At 60.6% G+C, this 14,897-nt stretch carries 19 protein-coding genes and 1 other RNA gene; 9 read left to right on the forward strand and 11 right to left on the reverse strand.

Features of this window, described 5'->3' with window-relative positions:
- Window positions 1-81 precede the first annotated feature (81 nt).
- Complete coding sequence (locus tag ASG68_RS16555) at window positions 82-423, forward strand: ArsR/SmtB family transcription factor (RefSeq protein ID WP_062582231.1); 342 nt, start codon at window positions 82-84, stop codon at window positions 421-423.
- Entirely contained in the window at window positions 410-838 is a 429-nt protein-coding gene (locus ASG68_RS16560) for an SRPBCC family protein (RefSeq protein WP_062582233.1), read from the forward strand. Before ASG68_RS16555 ends, ASG68_RS16560 begins: the two co-directional genes overlap by 14 nt.
- On the opposite strand, the gene ASG68_RS16565 is transcribed toward ASG68_RS16560, so the two are convergent.
- Window positions 835-2,094, reverse strand: coding sequence for a lytic murein transglycosylase (locus tag ASG68_RS16565; protein WP_156373905.1), 1,260 nt, complete (start codon window positions 2,092-2,094; stop codon window positions 835-837). The two genes, ASG68_RS16560 and ASG68_RS16565, sit on opposite strands and share 4 nt — an antisense overlap.
- 200 nt (window positions 2,095-2,294) lie before the next feature.
- Window positions 2,295-2,900, reverse strand: coding sequence for a recombination mediator RecR (gene recR, locus ASG68_RS16570; protein WP_062582235.1), 606 nt, complete (start codon window positions 2,898-2,900; stop codon window positions 2,295-2,297).
- Between the two features lie 58 nt (window positions 2,901-2,958).
- Here recR and ASG68_RS16575 point away from each other — a divergent pair, with 58 nt between their 5' ends.
- Both ASG68_RS16575 and ASG68_RS16580 read left to right on the forward strand, forming a co-directional pair.
- The gene (locus ASG68_RS16575; protein WP_062582236.1) at window positions 2,959-3,573 is read left to right on the forward strand and encodes an MOSC domain-containing protein; all 615 of its coding nucleotides are present in this window, start codon (window positions 2,959-2,961) and stop codon (window positions 3,571-3,573) included.
- A gap of 280 nt (window positions 3,574-3,853) precedes the next feature.
- Window positions 3,854-4,666, forward strand: coding sequence for a DUF2865 domain-containing protein (locus tag ASG68_RS16580; protein ID WP_062582238.1), 813 nt, complete (start codon window positions 3,854-3,856; stop codon window positions 4,664-4,666).
- Between the two features lie 6 nt (window positions 4,667-4,672).
- Here the strand turns inward: ASG68_RS16580 and ASG68_RS16585 are convergent, their stop codons facing one another.
- The 3 genes from ASG68_RS16585 to ffs form a co-directional block, all read right to left on the reverse strand.
- A complete protein-coding gene (locus ASG68_RS16585) occupies window positions 4,673-4,996 on the reverse strand; it encodes a YbaB/EbfC family nucleoid-associated protein (protein WP_062582432.1) in 324 nt (107 codons plus the stop codon).
- A gap of 38 nt (window positions 4,997-5,034) precedes the next feature.
- Window positions 5,035-6,927: a DNA polymerase III subunit gamma/tau gene (locus ASG68_RS16590; protein WP_062582240.1), complete on the reverse strand. Its 1,893-nt coding sequence runs from the start codon at window positions 6,925-6,927 to the stop codon at window positions 5,035-5,037.
- Window positions 6,928-6,994: 67 nt separating this feature from the next.
- Window positions 6,995-7,091: signal recognition particle sRNA small type (ffs, locus tag ASG68_RS16595), an RNA gene on the reverse strand.
- 103 nt (window positions 7,092-7,194) lie between these two features.
- On the opposite strand from ffs, the gene ASG68_RS16600 reads away from it, so the two are divergent.
- Window positions 7,195-7,599, forward strand: a complete 405-nt coding sequence (locus ASG68_RS16600) for an HIT domain-containing protein (RefSeq protein ID WP_062582242.1) — start codon at window positions 7,195-7,197, stop codon at window positions 7,597-7,599.
- 1 nt (window position 7,600) lies between these two features.
- The gene (gene nudC / locus ASG68_RS16605) at window positions 7,601-8,575 is read left to right on the forward strand and encodes an NAD(+) diphosphatase (protein ID WP_062582244.1); all 975 of its coding nucleotides are present in this window, start codon (window positions 7,601-7,603) and stop codon (window positions 8,573-8,575) included.
- A gap of 68 nt (window positions 8,576-8,643) precedes the next feature.
- Here the strand turns inward: nudC and ASG68_RS16610 are convergent, their stop codons facing one another.
- The 3 genes from ASG68_RS16610 to ASG68_RS16620 form a co-directional block, all read right to left on the reverse strand.
- Entirely contained in the window at window positions 8,644-9,720 is a 1,077-nt protein-coding gene (locus ASG68_RS16610) for a porin (protein WP_062582246.1), read from the reverse strand.
- Window positions 9,721-9,924: 204 nt separating this feature from the next.
- Window positions 9,925-10,779, reverse strand: coding sequence for a prephenate dehydratase (locus tag ASG68_RS16615; protein WP_062582247.1), 855 nt, complete (start codon window positions 10,777-10,779; stop codon window positions 9,925-9,927).
- A gap of 12 nt (window positions 10,780-10,791) precedes the next feature.
- On the reverse strand, window positions 10,792-11,544 hold the full coding sequence (locus ASG68_RS16620) for a 3-deoxy-manno-octulosonate cytidylyltransferase (protein WP_062582250.1): 753 nt from the start codon (window positions 11,542-11,544) through the stop codon (window positions 10,792-10,794).
- Between the two features lie 155 nt (window positions 11,545-11,699).
- Between ASG68_RS16620 and ASG68_RS16625 the strand changes: the two genes are divergently transcribed.
- Complete coding sequence (locus ASG68_RS16625) at window positions 11,700-12,317, forward strand: c-type cytochrome (protein ID WP_062582252.1); 618 nt, start codon at window positions 11,700-11,702, stop codon at window positions 12,315-12,317.
- A gap of 94 nt (window positions 12,318-12,411) precedes the next feature.
- Here ASG68_RS16625 and ASG68_RS16630 read toward each other — a convergent pair whose 3' ends face one another.
- Entirely contained in the window at window positions 12,412-13,356 is a 945-nt protein-coding gene (locus ASG68_RS16630) for an AEC family transporter (protein ID WP_062582254.1), read from the reverse strand.
- Window positions 13,357-13,497: 141 nt separating this feature from the next.
- Here ASG68_RS16630 and ASG68_RS16635 point away from each other — a divergent pair, with 141 nt between their 5' ends.
- A complete protein-coding gene (locus ASG68_RS16635; RefSeq protein WP_062582256.1) occupies window positions 13,498-13,764 on the forward strand; it encodes a DUF982 domain-containing protein in 267 nt (88 codons plus the stop codon).
- A 117-nt stretch (window positions 13,765-13,881) separates the two neighbouring features.
- Window positions 13,882-14,157 (forward strand): BON domain-containing protein, encoded by a 276-nt coding sequence (locus ASG68_RS16640; RefSeq protein WP_244484254.1) that lies wholly within the window; start codon window positions 13,882-13,884, stop codon window positions 14,155-14,157.
- 248 nt (window positions 14,158-14,405) lie between these two features.
- On the opposite strand, the gene ASG68_RS16645 is transcribed toward ASG68_RS16640, so the two are convergent.
- Window positions 14,406-14,588 (reverse strand): hypothetical protein, encoded by a 183-nt coding sequence (locus tag ASG68_RS16645; RefSeq protein ID WP_062603594.1) that lies wholly within the window; start codon window positions 14,586-14,588, stop codon window positions 14,406-14,408.
- 10 nt (window positions 14,589-14,598) lie between these two features.
- Window positions 14,599-14,790: a hypothetical protein gene (locus ASG68_RS16650; protein ID WP_062582257.1), complete on the reverse strand. Its 192-nt coding sequence runs from the start codon at window positions 14,788-14,790 to the stop codon at window positions 14,599-14,601.
- Between the last annotated feature and the right edge of the window lie 107 nt (window positions 14,791-14,897).

Below are 14,897 nucleotides of genomic sequence, written 5' to 3' on the forward strand. Positions count from 1 at the left end.
GGCTTTTCCGCGTTTGAAAATGCTCACCCGCATGGTTGACTGATTTCGATTATTTCGATATTCAACCATTAAGGTGAATAAATGGACGACGATGCTCTGTCACGGATATTGAAAGCTGCGGGCGATACCACGCGGCGACGCATCCTGACACTGCTGGTGCAGGAAGGGGCGCTGCGGGTCACCGCGCTTGCCGCCCATTTCGACATGTCGCTAAATTCTGTCTCCAAGCACATCAAGGTGCTGGAGGAGGCGGGTCTCGTCACCCGCCGGACCATGGGACGCGAGCACTTCATCGCGGCCGAACTCGAACCGTTGAAGGTGACAGAAGATTGGTTCGCGCAGTTGAAGTCCATCTGGGAATTGCGTCTGACGGCGCTGGAAAACCTGTTCGTTTCAAAGGATGAGAACGATGACCGAGCTTGAACTGACAGTGAACCGCAAGATCGCCGCGCCACGCGAAAAGGTCTTCAACGCCTGGCTCTCGCCCGCGATGCTGTCGAAGTTCATGGCGCCGCCCTTTGGCAGTTCCGAGCCGAGCAGGGTCACCAACGACCCGGTGAAGGGCGGTCGCTTCTCGATCGTCATGGTGACGCCGGACAAGGACATTCCCCATGCCGGCACCTATCTGGAAATCGACCCGTATTCGCGTCTCGCCTTCACCTGGGAGTCGCCCTATTCGCTGGATGACAGCGTCGTCACCATCGATCTTGCCGAGGTGGATGCCACGACGACCGAGATCACGCTCAAGCAGGTGAAGTTCCGGAGCGAGGAGGCGCGCGACGGTCATGAGAAGGGTTGGACCTCGATCATGGTCCTTCTGGAAGACCTGCTGGCTTAGAGCTTGCCCAGCATGTTTTCTTCCGGATAGCAGGTCGGCGTCATGCCATTGTCCGCCTGCCAGCGGCCGATCGAGCGGCGGGTCTTGAAACCAGGCAGGCCGTCTGCCTTGCCGACATCATGTCCCTGCGCTTCCAACGATTTCTGCATGCGCAGGACATCGGAGCGCAGCATCTTGCCGACATCGCCAAAAGCGCCCTTGAACGCCCCGCCACCCGTTGAAATCCGGTCGGCGAGGTTGCCGATGAACAGCGCATATAGGTCGGAGTTGTTGTATTCCTTGATAACGTAGAAATTCGGCGTGACGATGAATTCCGGCCCATGCCGGCCCGCCGGCACCAGCATCATGCCGTCTGCCTTCGATTCGCTGGATGGAAATGCCTTGCCGGAAATCCGCGTGATGCCGCTTGCCGCCCATTGGCCGATGGGCTTGGCAAGGTCCGGCCCTTCCTGCGCACAGGATACGTTGGCGGGAATCTTGACTTCGAAACCCCAGTCACGACCCCGCTGCCAGCCCTTCTCCGCCAGGTAATTGGCGATCGAGGCCAGCGTGTCGGGCGTCGACTTCCAAATATCCCGTCGTCCGTCACCATCGAAATCGACGGCATATTTGAGGAAGCTGGTCGGCAGGAACTGCGGCTGGCCCATGGCGCCCGCCCAAGACCCCTTCATTTCCGCCTCGCGTACGTCGCCGCTGTCGAGAATGTGCAGCGCCGCGATCAGTTCGCGCCGGAACAGGTCACCGCGCGTCGACATGAAGGCCTTGGTCGTCAGCACGTCCATGATTGGATGCGGAATTTTCGCCTTGCCGAAACCGGATTCCCTGCCCCAGATGGCAACGACGATCTGCCCGGGAACACCATAGGTCTTCTCGATCCGCTTGAGCGTCGCGGCATTTTCCTGCGCCAGTGCCCGGCCGGTCGCGGCCAGTCCCTGCAACCGCTTTTCGGAAAAATAGGCGCCCGGCGAGGCAAACTCCGCCTGGTTCTGCTTCTGCGTGCTCGGCGGTTTGCTGCCGGGCGGAACGAGGTCCGGCAAGTCCCAGTTCAGCTTCACATCGGCAAAGGCTGCCTTGAACGATTGTTCCGAGATGCCGGATTTCTTCGCCTCCGGCCAGAGGTCGGTTTGCAGCCATTGGCGGAACTGCGCCTCGGTCTCGGCCTTGGAAGCAGCGAGGGCGGGCAGGGGACTCAGAGCAAGGAGGATGCCTACTAGGAGGGGTAGAATGCGCCGCCCTTTACCTGACGGTGCATCCATACACTCCGTCATCCTCGCCCTTGTGGCGGGGATCCAGCGGCGCCATGTCCATGGCGCCTTAGACTCTTTCACGCGACGGACGTCGCGTGACTGGACTCCTGTGACAAGCACAGGAATGACGGAAGATGGTGTAATGGCTTTGCCAGCCAATTCCGTATTTGCCGCGAGAGAGGCGGCGGTAGCGAGATGCGTTGTCTTCCTCAAATCGCCGTCCTCGCCCTCAGCGCTGCCGTCAGCGTACCCTCGTCCAGATAATCCAACTCGCCGCCGACGGGGACACCATGCGCCAACCGGGTGATCTTGACGCCGAGTCCATCCAACTGGTCGGTGATGTAATGCGCCGTCGTCTGGCCCTCGACAGTGGCGTTGACGGCGATGATCAGTTCACGCACGCCACCCTTGGCGACGCGTTCCACCAAGCCCTTGATGTTGAGATCCTCAGGCCCGACGCCGTCGAGCGGCGAGAGTGTTCCGCCGAGCACGTGATAGGCCGTGTTCATCGCGCTCGCCCGCTCCAATGCCCAGAGATCGGAGACATCCTCCACCACGATGATGACGGAATTGTCGCGCCGGTCGTCGGAACAGACGCTGCAGGGGTCGATCGTATCGACATTGCCGCAACGGGAGCAAATGCGCACTTTCGCATGCGCCTGGCCCATCGCATCGGCCAGCGGGCCGAGCAGCTGGTCCTTCTTCTTGACCAGATGCAGCGCCGCGCGCCGCGCCGAGCGCGGCCCGAGTCCGGGCACCTTTGCCAGGAGCTGGATGAGTTTTTCGATTTCGGGGCCGGTGACTCGCTTTGCCATGCGGCGGTTCTACCCCATATCCAACGGGAACGGAATCGCTGAAAAGAAGGTGTCCCGCATGAAAATCCTGGCCGTCTGTACCGGTAGCGCCGAAGCGCTGGCCGGAAAATCCTACAAGACCGGCATCTTCAAGCATCCCGTGGAGGCCGCCGTAATGGTGGATCGCGAGGGCCTGATCGGCGATGCCATCTGCAACCGGAAACACCATGGCGGCACTGATCAGGCGGTCTATGTAATGGGTTCCGTCGATCTCGACTGGTGGTCGAAGGAATTGGAGCGCGATCTGCCCCCGGGCACGTTCGGAGAAAACCTAGTGCTCGAGGGCGCGGACAGCCGTACCATTTCCGTCGGCGATCGGTTCGAAACCGAAACGGTCGCGCTGGAGGTGACCTCCGCACGCATCCCTTGCGCTACCCTCACCGCAAGAATGGGCGATCCGGATTTTGCCAGACGCTTCGTCAGGGCGGGGCGGCCTGGTTTCTATTGCCGGGTCTTGATGGATGGTGTGATTCAGGTGGGCGATGCTGTCAGCTACCACGCCTATTCCGGCGACCCGGTGACCATGCCGGAGTTGCTGCGGACCTATGGAAAGAACATTCCGGATGAGGACAGGTCCCGCTATCTCACCGCGCCCATCAACGATCGACTGCGTGCAAAGCTCACCGGCGCGTGAGTTGGCTCGAAATGTGCGGCATTTTACAGATCGCCGGTTTTAACCATTTGTTTAACTTCTGCTTTATTTCACACTGCGTGCAATCTATGAAGCAGGTGTCGCCAAGGCCTTCATTGCATTCCCGCCTTTTGCGACACATCGATCATCATGCGGATACAAAGAAACTCGAGCGGGCTTGCGAGCGCAAGAATGCCGCCGGCTGTGTTTTGTCCGCGCAACTGGGCTAGGGCGGATCATGGCCGGATTGAAGCAATTGGCGTGTTGGAGCGGACGGCTCGGAATGCTGCTGATCGTTACGATGATCGGTGTGGTATTTCATGGCCATACAGCGCAAGCCGCCGGCAATGCGGAAATCGCTCGCTTGCAGCGCCAGATCGCCGCAAACCGCGCGTTTGAAACCAAGTACAGCTGTGCCACGCGTTCCACCTTCGCCTGCCGGGAAATCGCCGGCCGTATTGCACAGACCAGCGCCCGCCTTGCAAGCCTCTCGGCTGCGGCTCGCCCTGAGAGTGAACCGCGCCCGGTCGTGGCCGAGCGCACGCCGGTGAAACGCCAGAACAGCGGCCATATCAGCGCGCGCACCATGGCCGCCGCCTATGCCCTGCCGCGCAACAAGACCAAGATCGAGACACGCTGCGTCCGTCTTTCCGATGGTTACTATTTCCCGACCCCCAACTCAGGCTACAACACGGCCGACGACATGCAGGCGATTGCCGGGCAGTGCAAGTTCATCTGCGACGATCCGTCGATGGACGTCTTCCGGATGACGGGCACCGACCGCAATGCCGATGACATGGTGTCGGTAACAACTGGCCTGCGTTATGCCGACCTCCCCAATGCCGGCGCCTATCGCGCCGCCTCACCGCTCAAGACCTGCGACATGGCGCGGTTCTACAAGACGGTGCTGGCAAAAACGCCGGCTACAGCCGGCGAAAATATGGAGATTGCCGGCGTTGAAACCGGGGAGACGGCTGTGGCTGCCATCGATCAGGTTTTGCTCGGTGATGTCGGCCTGCGTGGCTCCACCAGCTTAGTTCCGCCGCCGGCCCGCAAGGTGCGCGTCGTCGGCGCCGCCTACCTGCCGTTCAACTGAGATTACTTAGAACGGAAATTTCATGCCGGGCGGGATCGGCAGGCCTGCGGTCAGTGCCTTGGTCTTCTCGGCGGTGATGGCCTCGGCCTTGTCCTTGCCGTCCTTGTGGGCGGCGACGATGAGGTCTTCAAGGATTTCGACATCGTCTTCCTTGAACAGCGACGGGTCGATCTTGATGCCCTTGAGATTGCCCTTGCCGTCCATGCGCACGGTCACAAGGCCGCCGCCGGAGGAGCCGTCGACTTCGAGAGCGGAAATCTCTTCCTGCATCTTCTCCATCTTGGCCTGCATTTCCTTGACCTTGCCCATCATTCCCATGATGTCACGCATCGTCATGTCCTCTTCTTTGTCTCGTGAAGTCTCTGGAATCAGTGCTCGATATCGTCGCCGGGCAGGATATCGCCGTCAGCGGATTCAGCGGCGGCCACCACAAGGGTTTCGCTCTCTTCTTCAGGCTCCGGCCCCTTGATCCTGACGTCGGTGATCTTGGCGCCGGGAAAGCGGGCGAGGATGGCAGCGACATCCGGATCCTGGCGGGCGTCACTGACACGCTTCTCCTGCGCCTGCGTTTCCGCCTCGATCAGCGTGGGCTGACCGGGTTCGCGGCTGAGGATGACCATCCAGCGGATGCCGGTCCAGTCTTCCAGCTTCTTCTGCAGTTCCGCGACCAAGGTCTTCGGCGCGTCGTCCGGCAGATTGAGTTCCAGCCGTCCGGGCTCGAGGCTGACCAGCCGCACGAAACCACGCACCAGCGTCTTCAGCTTGATGTCGCGGTTTGTGCCGCAGAGATCGGCGATATCGCTGACGGACCGGACGGAAACCTTGGGTTCGGGCTTCGCCGCAGGTGCTTCGACCGGTCGGGTCTCCGTCATGCCGACAGCCACCGGCTGCGGTGGCGCGACATCGGGAACCGCGCGCAGCATGGTGGCGCCGTTTCCGGTCGTCCGCTGGGCGGGCTGCATGTCGCTGCCGCGCGCTTGGGTCGATCCGCTGGAAAATGCCTGCGATGCCTGCGCGCCACCGCCGTTGCCGCCGTTCGGGGCGGGCGATGGGCGTTGCTGTGCGTCGCCATTGGACAGGTCGAGCAATCGCCGCGCTGCGTCTTCCGGGGAGGGGAGATGGGCCGCATGCGCCAACCGGATCAGTACCATTTCGGCGGCACCCGCCGGGCGTGACGAGCTTTCCGTTTCCGGAATGCCCTTCAAGAGCATCTGCCAGATGCGCGACAGAGTCGTCACCGCCACGGATGAGGCGAATTCGGCGCCACGGGTCCGTTCGATTTCGCTCAGCGACTGGTCGTTGGCAGCGTCGGGAACGAATTTCAGCCGGGTTACCAGATGGGTGAAGTCGGCAAGATCCGTGAGCACGACCGACGGGCTTGCGCCGGCTTCATATTGCCCGCCAAACTCCTCGAGAGCCGCCGCCACATCGCCTTTGACGATACGCTGGAAGAGATCGACGATGCGGGCGCGGTCGGCAAGGCCGAGCATCGAGCGCACCGCCTCGACCTCGACCACGCCGCCGCCATGGGCGATGGCCTGGTCGAGCAGCGACAGGCCGTCACGGGCCGAACCTTCGGCCGCGCGCGCGATCATGGCAAGCGCATCCGGATCGGCGGAAATGCCTTCCTTGCCGAGAATGGTGGTGAACAGGCCGACGAGGTCCGATGCGCCGATGCGGCGCAGGTCGAAGCGCTGGCAGCGCGACAGGACCGTGATCGGCACCTTGCGGATTTCGGTGGTCGCGAAGATGAATTTCACATGCTCCGGCGGCTCTTCGAGCGTCTTCAACAGGCCGTTGAAGGCCTGCGTCGAGAGCATGTGCACTTCGTCGATGATATAGACCTTGTAGCGCGCTGAAACCGGGCGGTAGCGCACCTGCTCGATGATCTCGCGGATGTCGTCGATACCGGTATGGGAGGCTGCGTCCATCTCGATGACATCGACATGGCGGCCTTCCATGATCGCCTGACAATGCTCGCCGGGCACACGGAGGTCGATCGTCGGCTTGTCGATCTCGGGCGTCTTATAATTGAGCGCGCGGGCAAGGATGCGGGCGGTGGTCGTCTTGCCGACGCCGCGAACGCCGGTCAGCATATAGGCCTGCGCGATGCGGCCGGTCTCGAACGCGTTGGTGAGCGTGCGGACCATCGGCTCCTGCCCGACCATCAGGTCGGAGAAATCCTTCGGCCGGTATTTGCGCGCAAGGACGCGGTAGGCGGCGGGCTTTTCGGATGTCGGGATCAACGTGTCTTCGCTCATCGCCCTTTTTTCCCCAAGACGGGGCCGCTTGGCTGCAAATCGCGTCCTGACGGACAGAAGAAAAAGGGTGGGAGGCTGGCACGATGACCCGTGCCTGGCTCGTTGGGGCTGCTTCCTTCCGGACCTGACCCGGTTGGCGAGTGGCTCGTCCACCACCAACCTCCCGGCTCTCATATCGGCAATATCGAAACCAAATGCAAGCCAAGCCTTCAAAAAACTGCTATCGATCTTGAAACAAAAGAAAAATCACCGCTCAGGGAGAGCCGCTTGCGTGCCTTTAATATCGATGAACGCCTTCAGCGTGACGGATTGCATATTGCGACGCTCGGTCTTTGCCAGTTGCGCATCAACAATGATCGCCGCTGGCCTTGGCTGGTGCTGATCCCGCAGCGCAACGGCATGTCGGAAGTGTTCGACCTCACGCCACTCGATCAGGCGATGCTGACATTCGAGACGAATATGGTTGGCCTGGCATTGAAAAAGGCGACGGGGGCGACGAAGATCAATGTCGGCGCGCTTGGCAACATCGTCCGCCAACTCCACGTCCATGTCATCGCCCGCAACGAGGGCGATGCCAACTGGCCGGGGCCGGTCTGGGGTTTCGGCACCGTGGAACCCTGGGACGAAAACGAGCGCAAGGCATTCGCAGCAAGGATACTGGAAAACCTCTGACATGACGAAATCGATCTTCGACCTGCACAGCCCGCATCCGGAACCCAGCACCCTCGTCGCCTTTGCCGAAAATCATCTGGACCGTCAGTCCGAACATCGAGCCGACGATTGTGTCGAGACGGCTTTCCGCAAGGAAGGCGCGCACGCGTTTGCTTTTTCAGCCGGCAAGCTTGTGGTCAAGCACGACGAGAAGATCATCGACCCGCTGTTTGCGCCCTACGAGCTGGCTGGGCTCGAGCCAGATCTAGACGAAGCGATCCTGCTCGGCTTTCTGCCCAATGGGGAGCCACGCCTGGCGGTGCCGATTGGGCTAATTGAAGAGACGCTTCCCGAGCCCTTCAAGCTCGCCGATGGCCGCACGCTCTATCGCCAGCAGATGCTGACGGATGAGCTTCTCGGCCAGTTCGCGCAGGCCTCCAGCCTGTTGAGCTGGAATGCCACAAACCGGTTTTGCGGCAAGTGCGGATCGGCGATGGAAGGCAAGGCCGGCGGCTATCGCCGCGTCTGCTCCGCCTGCGGCCACATGATCTTCCCGCGCACCGATCCCGTTGTCATCATGCTGACGATCGATCTGGAACGTGACCTCTGCCTGCTCGGACGCAGTCCGCATTTTCCGGAAGGCATGTTTTCCTGCCTCGCCGGCTTCCTGGAACCGGGCGAAACGATCGAAAACGCCGTGCGGCGCGAAACGCTGGAGGAATCCGGCATACGCGTCGGCCGCGTCCGCTATCATGCGTCCCAGCCATGGCCCATGCCGCATACGCTGATGATCGGGTGTTATTCAGAGGCGAAATCTCGCAACATTCATCGCAACGATCAGGAACTGGAGGATTGCCGCTGGTTCAACCGCGAGGAAACGGCAGCTATGCTGGCGCGCAATACCGGCGTGTCCTTGACCAATGGTGAAATAGGATCGCCGCCCAAAGGCGCGATTGCGCACCAGCTCATGCGCGACTGGCTCGATTGGCCGCGCTGAAACGAAACCGGCGCCCTCCGATGGAAGGCGCCGGTTTCGCATGCAAAGCTGTATACTGAGAATCCGGATCAGAAGTCGCGCTGGAATCGGATCGTGCCGCCAATCGCATCGCCGGTCCCACGCAATCCGTCGAAATCGGTGTAGTTCAATTCCGGCTGGAACTTCAGGCCCTCCACAACCGCATAGTCGAGATTGAGGGCGGCAGCGAACGTGCCGTCTTCTTCGTATGCTGCCTGTGCATTGATCGAGGCCTTTTCGTTGACCTGGATGGCAACGCCGCCCCACGCAGCCCAGTCGCCGAACCAGGGACCATAATAGCTCAGACGGCGCGTGCCACCGGGGCCATTGTCGTTGTCCCAGTCAGACTGGTAACCGCCCATGATCCAGGCGGAAAAGACACTGTTGAAGATCACGTCGAGACGGGCCTTGCCGCCGAACGATTCGGCTTCCGTGTCATAGCCGCCCACCGCCGCGATGCTGCCCCAGTCGCCGGCATATTTCACGCCGCCAATGATATGCGGAACGTCGGCGCCGTCATAATTGACGGTCGGCACGGGTGCAAAGCCGGTATCGTAGCTGCCTGAACCCTCTTCAAGTCCGATCAGAGCCGAAAATCCCTTTTCCTCATCGCCGAAGGTATAGCTGATCTGATTGGTGCGATCGCCGGTATAGTCGATCACGTCGTCATTGATGATATTGCCGGCCGAATTCAGCCAGATATCGAATCGGGAGTCGCCATATCCGGCGCGAAATCCGGACAGTGTGATGAAGGCGGCGTTCAGATAGGTGTCGGTATCGGTGATGTTGTTGGCGTCGCTGCGCAGTTCGATGAAGCTGCCAAGAGTGCCGAATTCCGTGTCGTTTCTCGCGTCGAACGTCATCGTACCGCGCGTGAAGGCATCCCAGCCGTTGCTTGTGCCGTCATAGGGGCTCTCGCCGTAATTCGAATCGAAGCGAACATAGCCGCCGATCTTCAGGCAGGTCTCGGTTCCCGGAATATAGAAAAAGCCTTCGCCGTAGGCGTCGCAGACGCGCACATATTCCATCGGTTCCGGCTCGGCCGCCACGATCGCGTCTGCGGCGTGGGTTGCGCTCGCGGCCATGAGTGCCGCAGTCGAGCTGAGAAGAAAAGTTCTGATGGCCATGATCACCCTCGCTTGCGCCCGCGTCTATAAGGCCCGCAGGTGCTGTCGTTACCGAAATGGTTGGCGCTGCCCCCGAGAACGGCCCAACGCATGAGCAAATCAAAGCTGCTCATGGCTAGGCAATCACTTTTTTTTGATGATTTCCACTCTTTTTCGAGAGTCCTTACCCCCTAATTCTAGCGAGAGTTGGCGTGGCTGGCTTCTTTACAACACGAGCCGCATCGGGTGCGCGGCATAGGAGCCGAGGATGCGGACCTTCTCCGAGAAGTATCGCAGTTCGTCCAGAGCCTGGCGAACATGGGCGTCGTCCGGATGCCCCTCGATGTCGGCGTAGAACTGGGTGGCGATGAATTTGCCGCCAAGCTGATAGCTCTCGAGCTTGGTCATATTGATGCCATTGGTGGCAAAACCGCCCAGCGCCTTGTAGAGGGCGGCCGGGATATTGCGCACGTTGAACACGAAGGTCGTGACGATGACATCCGAATCGGCCGTGCGCCGGATGATCTTCGGATCACGCGCGAGAACGACGAAACGAGTCACGTTGTTCTCGGTGTCCTCGACATTCTCGGCGACGATATCGAGATTGTAGAGATCGGCAGCAAGCCGGGGGGCGAGGGCCGCCATCGACCGGTCGCCCATTTCCGAGACGAGCTTGGCAGCGCCGGCCGTATCACCGGCGACAACCGGCTTCCAGCCATTGGCGCGAACGATCTTGCGGCATTGGCCAAGCGCATGGATGTGGCTGTGAACGGTGCGGATCTCGTCCCGAGTCACGCCTGGCAGGACCATCAACTGGAAGCGGATCGGCATGAAATATTCGCCGATGATATGCAGCCGCGAATCCGGCAGAAGGTGATGGATATCGGCAACGCGCCCCGCGATCGTGTTTTCGATCGGGATCATCGCCAGGTCCGCTTCGCCGTTTTCGACGGCCAGGAACGCATCCTCGAAAGTCTGGCACGGTAGCGGCTCCATCTCCGGGAACATGTCGCGGCAGGCCATGTCGGAATTGGCGCCAAAGTCCCCTTGGAACGAGATGCGGTTGGTCTTCGTGATCATGCGGGCTTCCGATCAGGCTTTCGCGGCGAGCAGACGCCGGGCTTTTTCAAGGTCGGCCGGGGTATCGACGCCCAGCGGAATGGATTTGACGATTTCCACGTCGATGCGCATGCCGGCTTCGAGCGCGCGCAGTTGTTCGAGCGACTCGCGCTTTTCCAGCACCGATGGCGGCAACGAGACGAATTTCTCCAGGGCGGCGCGCCGATAAGCGTAAAGGCCGATATGATGATAAAGTGGTCCCTTGCCGTGCGGCGCAGTGGTGCGCGTGAAGTACAGCGCCTTCAGCCGCGTATCAGAGAGCGGCGAGCCGACGACCTTGACGACGTTCGGATTGGTCTTTTCTTCCTCGTCCTCGATCTCCACGGTCAGCGTGGCGATATCGACCTCAGGGTTTTCCAGCGGCCGGAGAGCCGCGCGGATGGTTTCCGGTTCGATGGTCGGCAGGTCGCCCTGAACGTTGATGACGATTTCGGCCTTGCCTTCCGGATCGCTCTTCTGGAGCGCCTCATGGATACGGTCGGAGCCGGACTGGTGATCGGTTCGTGTCATGACGGCTTCGAAACCGGCGTTTACGACTGCGTCGAACGTATCCTGATGATCGACGGCGACGACAATCCGACCAGCTTGCGCATCGCGGGCACGAAGCGCCACCTGGATGATCATCGGCAGGCCGCAGATATCGGCAAGCGGCTTGCCCGGAAGACGTGTCGAGGCCATGCGCGCGGGAATGAGGATGAGGGTTTTGTCCAAATTGTCGTTCTTCATGCTTAGGCCTTCAAAAGACGCGGGAATAGTGTCAAAAGGTCTCAGTCCTGCGCGATAATGTCTGTTGCAACACAAAGCCAAAAGACATAGGTTCCGCGCGATTTCAAGATAGGCTGGCGCATTGTTTGCGCCGGGTGCAAGGGGAGCATTGGCGGATGAACTCATATGTGAACATGGGCGTGGGTGCCTTCCTGGGTACGGTCTTTGTTTTGATGTCCGTATCGATTGCATCGGAAGGCATCTTCCATTCGGAAGTTCCCGAGAAGGAAGGCTTCGCCATCATCGCCGAGGAAGGCTCGTCTGAAGCTGCCGGTGGTGCGGCCGAGGAAGTGGAAGTCGATATCAAGCCGCTCCTGGCAGGCGCAGATGCCGCCGCCGGCGCGACCGTCTTCAAGAAATGCGCAAGCTGTCACACCTCCGAGAAGGGAGGGCCGAACAAGGTCGGCCCGAACCTGTGGGGGGTCGTCGATCGCCCGATCGCATCGCATGAGGGTTTCAGCTACTCCGCTGGCATGAAGACCTTCGCCGAAGCCAACAAGACCTGGACCTATGATCACCTGAGCTTCTTCATCGAAGCACCGAAGAAGCACGTTCCGGGCACAGCAATGGGTTTTGCCGGCGTCAAGAAGCCGGACGAGCGCGCCAACCTGATCGCCTGGCTGCGTGAGCAGGCTGATACTCCGGTGGCTCTGCCGGATGCGTCCGCCGCTGCGACGCCCGCTGCCGAAGGCGGCGCTGAAAAGCCGGCAACCGAGACGGCTCCGGCACAATAATCAGACGCTGTTCGAATGCCGACAAAATAAGATTGAGGAATAGCCCGGCCATCGCGTCGGGCTTTTTCATGCCTGAATTTCCGTAAACCGGTCTCTACAGCAGGATATAGGCCCAGGCGGAAACCGAGATGACGCCCAGCGCTGTTGTCAGGGTGATCGTTGACGAGGCGAGCCCATGACCGACATTGAAATGGTTGGCGATCAGCCAGGCGTTGACACCCGTCGGGACCGAGGAGGTCAGCACCAGTGCCGCGGTCCAGTCACTGTTGAGACCAAGCACCTGGCAGGCCCCGTAGACGGTCGCGGGCAGCACGATCAGTTTCAGGGCGCTGGTGACGGACGCAATGCCCGTATTGCCGGTGAGGCCGTATTTGTCGAGCGCCATTCCGATCGAGATCAGCGCCGCCGGCGCGGCCACCCCGGCGAGTTGATCGACAATGATCTTCACCGGGCCGCCAATCGGCATCCCGATCAGGTGCACGACGGCACCCAGCACCAGGCCGATGACCAGCGGATTGCGAACGAGGTTGCGCAGGATGCCCCTGATCAGCCGTAGTGGGCTTTGTCCAGGCTTGCCGCTGGTCTTGCGCTCGGCGCGCTCCATCAGGATCGTGCCGGCAATCATCATCACCGGCAGGTGGACGGAGAGCAGGATGGACAGGGCCACCACACCGCCTTCGCCGACATTGCGTGAGACGAGTGGCAGACCGATAAAGACCGTGTTGGCAAAGGCGGACGAGACGCCGGCGAGAACGCCGATCCGTGCATCCTTCCCGAAAAACAGGGTTGCTGCGAAATGCCCGAGCGTCCAGGTCACGGCGACCCCGGAGAAGTAGGCCACCCAGAGAGGCCAGGGCGAGCCATCCTTGAAATCGGCCTCGGCAATGGTCCGGAAGAGGAGAACGGGAACGGCGACACGGAACACGAAATCGCCAAGCGCATCTCCAACCGTTGCCTTCAGATAACCCATCCGCACGATCAGCCAGCCGAGCAGGATGAGCACGAAGATCGGGACGACATTCAGGAAGACATCAGACATATGGATATAGCCTCTTGGCGATCAGGCTTCCGCCATAGACCCTTTGTGCGCCACGCCGCAACCCGAGCCGGCCCTGATTGCCTTCGCTGCGTACATTTCACGCAAGGCTCATATGACAGGATAATGACTGGAGGTTGCCCTATGATCGAAAAATGGTGGCAGGAACCCGTCGTCCTGGAACTCGACGGCATTGGACATTACCGCATCATCCGCAACACGCGCGAGGCGGCGGAATGCCTGCTCGACAAGTGGCCCGTGCATGACGGGACAGCCTACAAGGCCGCGATCCGCATGTGTGGCCACGTCCTGCGCGGCGAACAGCCCGTCGACTACGCGCGGCAGGATTTCATCGCCGCCGCCGTGGAAGCCTATATCCATGTCCAGGCCGGTCCTCAGGCCGGCGCCTGATCTGTAACGCACCGATGTCTCGTCGCCGGATTGCATGCCGCCTGAAGTGCATGTTGTTTGCCTTGAAAACACATTGGCGGAATTGCGGAACATTCAGGAAAAGCTCGCGTTGTTCCCATGAAGGACACCACCGCGATGCACAAGCAGATCTACATTCATCAAGACGACCATCCGGACCTGACGGACGATGAACTCGCCGGCAAGGTCCTACGATACATCCAGTATGTCTCGTTGATCGACACGTCAAACCTGTCCGTGACGGCGTTGGGCAGAACGGTGATCTTGAGCGGGTTTGTGTCCTGTGAGGCAGAAATCGGTTGTGTCGAGGAGGCGGCCGCCGCTGTTATCGGCGTCCATCTCATCGAAAACAGGGTCGAGGTGATCAGGCATTGAGGCAAGTTGCCGGAATGGTCTGGACTTGCAGCATCGCACGGGAGTTTTCCCGGTCTCGCTGTGAAGCTATATGGGCGCCCCTTGGGTGCCCATTGTCTTGTGGCTCAGAACACGAACAACGCGATGACGAGGAGAATTGGCAGTGGTACGCCAATCAGCCACATCAGCAGCTGTCTAAACATCAGCTGGCGATACTCCCGGTGCGCAGCCATTCTCTGAGTTTCTGAGATAATCATTTGCGTTCTTCCTCAAAGCGCTCCGCCGGTGACGGGATTCACCACGGGCCGCTCACTCTCATCCTTTCCGCCGATGGGTTGAACCATCGGCGGCGCCTTCGACTTTTCATCGGCGTGCGAGAGTTGGCCGGGCGGGCGGTGTACATCCTTTGGCTTCTTCTGTTCTGGAGTCACATTGGTATCGTCCGTCGACATCATCGTCTCCTCACGCCATTCCCGCAGGATCGCCGATCGGCAGCAGAGCCGGGTCGAGCACCGGATCGTTCGGGTTCTTGTTGTCGCCCTTGTCGATCACCGGCGGCTTCGCGGGCTTCTCCTGCGAGCGGTCTGGAATGCCGGGCGTAACCTGGGGGCCGCGCGGGTTTTCGTCGTCTGGAACGGGAATGGTTGTCGGCATGGTCTTACTCCTTTCGAGCAAAACGACGCGCAGGGCCTTATGGTTCCGAGGAGATTTCCGCAGCCGTTGCTGACGGCTGCGGAGATTTCAGTCGCGCGGAACGGTCG

Origin of the sequence: Rhizobium sp. Leaf453 (assembly GCF_001425605.1) — a bacterium.
Lineage (GTDB): Bacteria > Pseudomonadota > Alphaproteobacteria > Rhizobiales > Rhizobiaceae > Pararhizobium.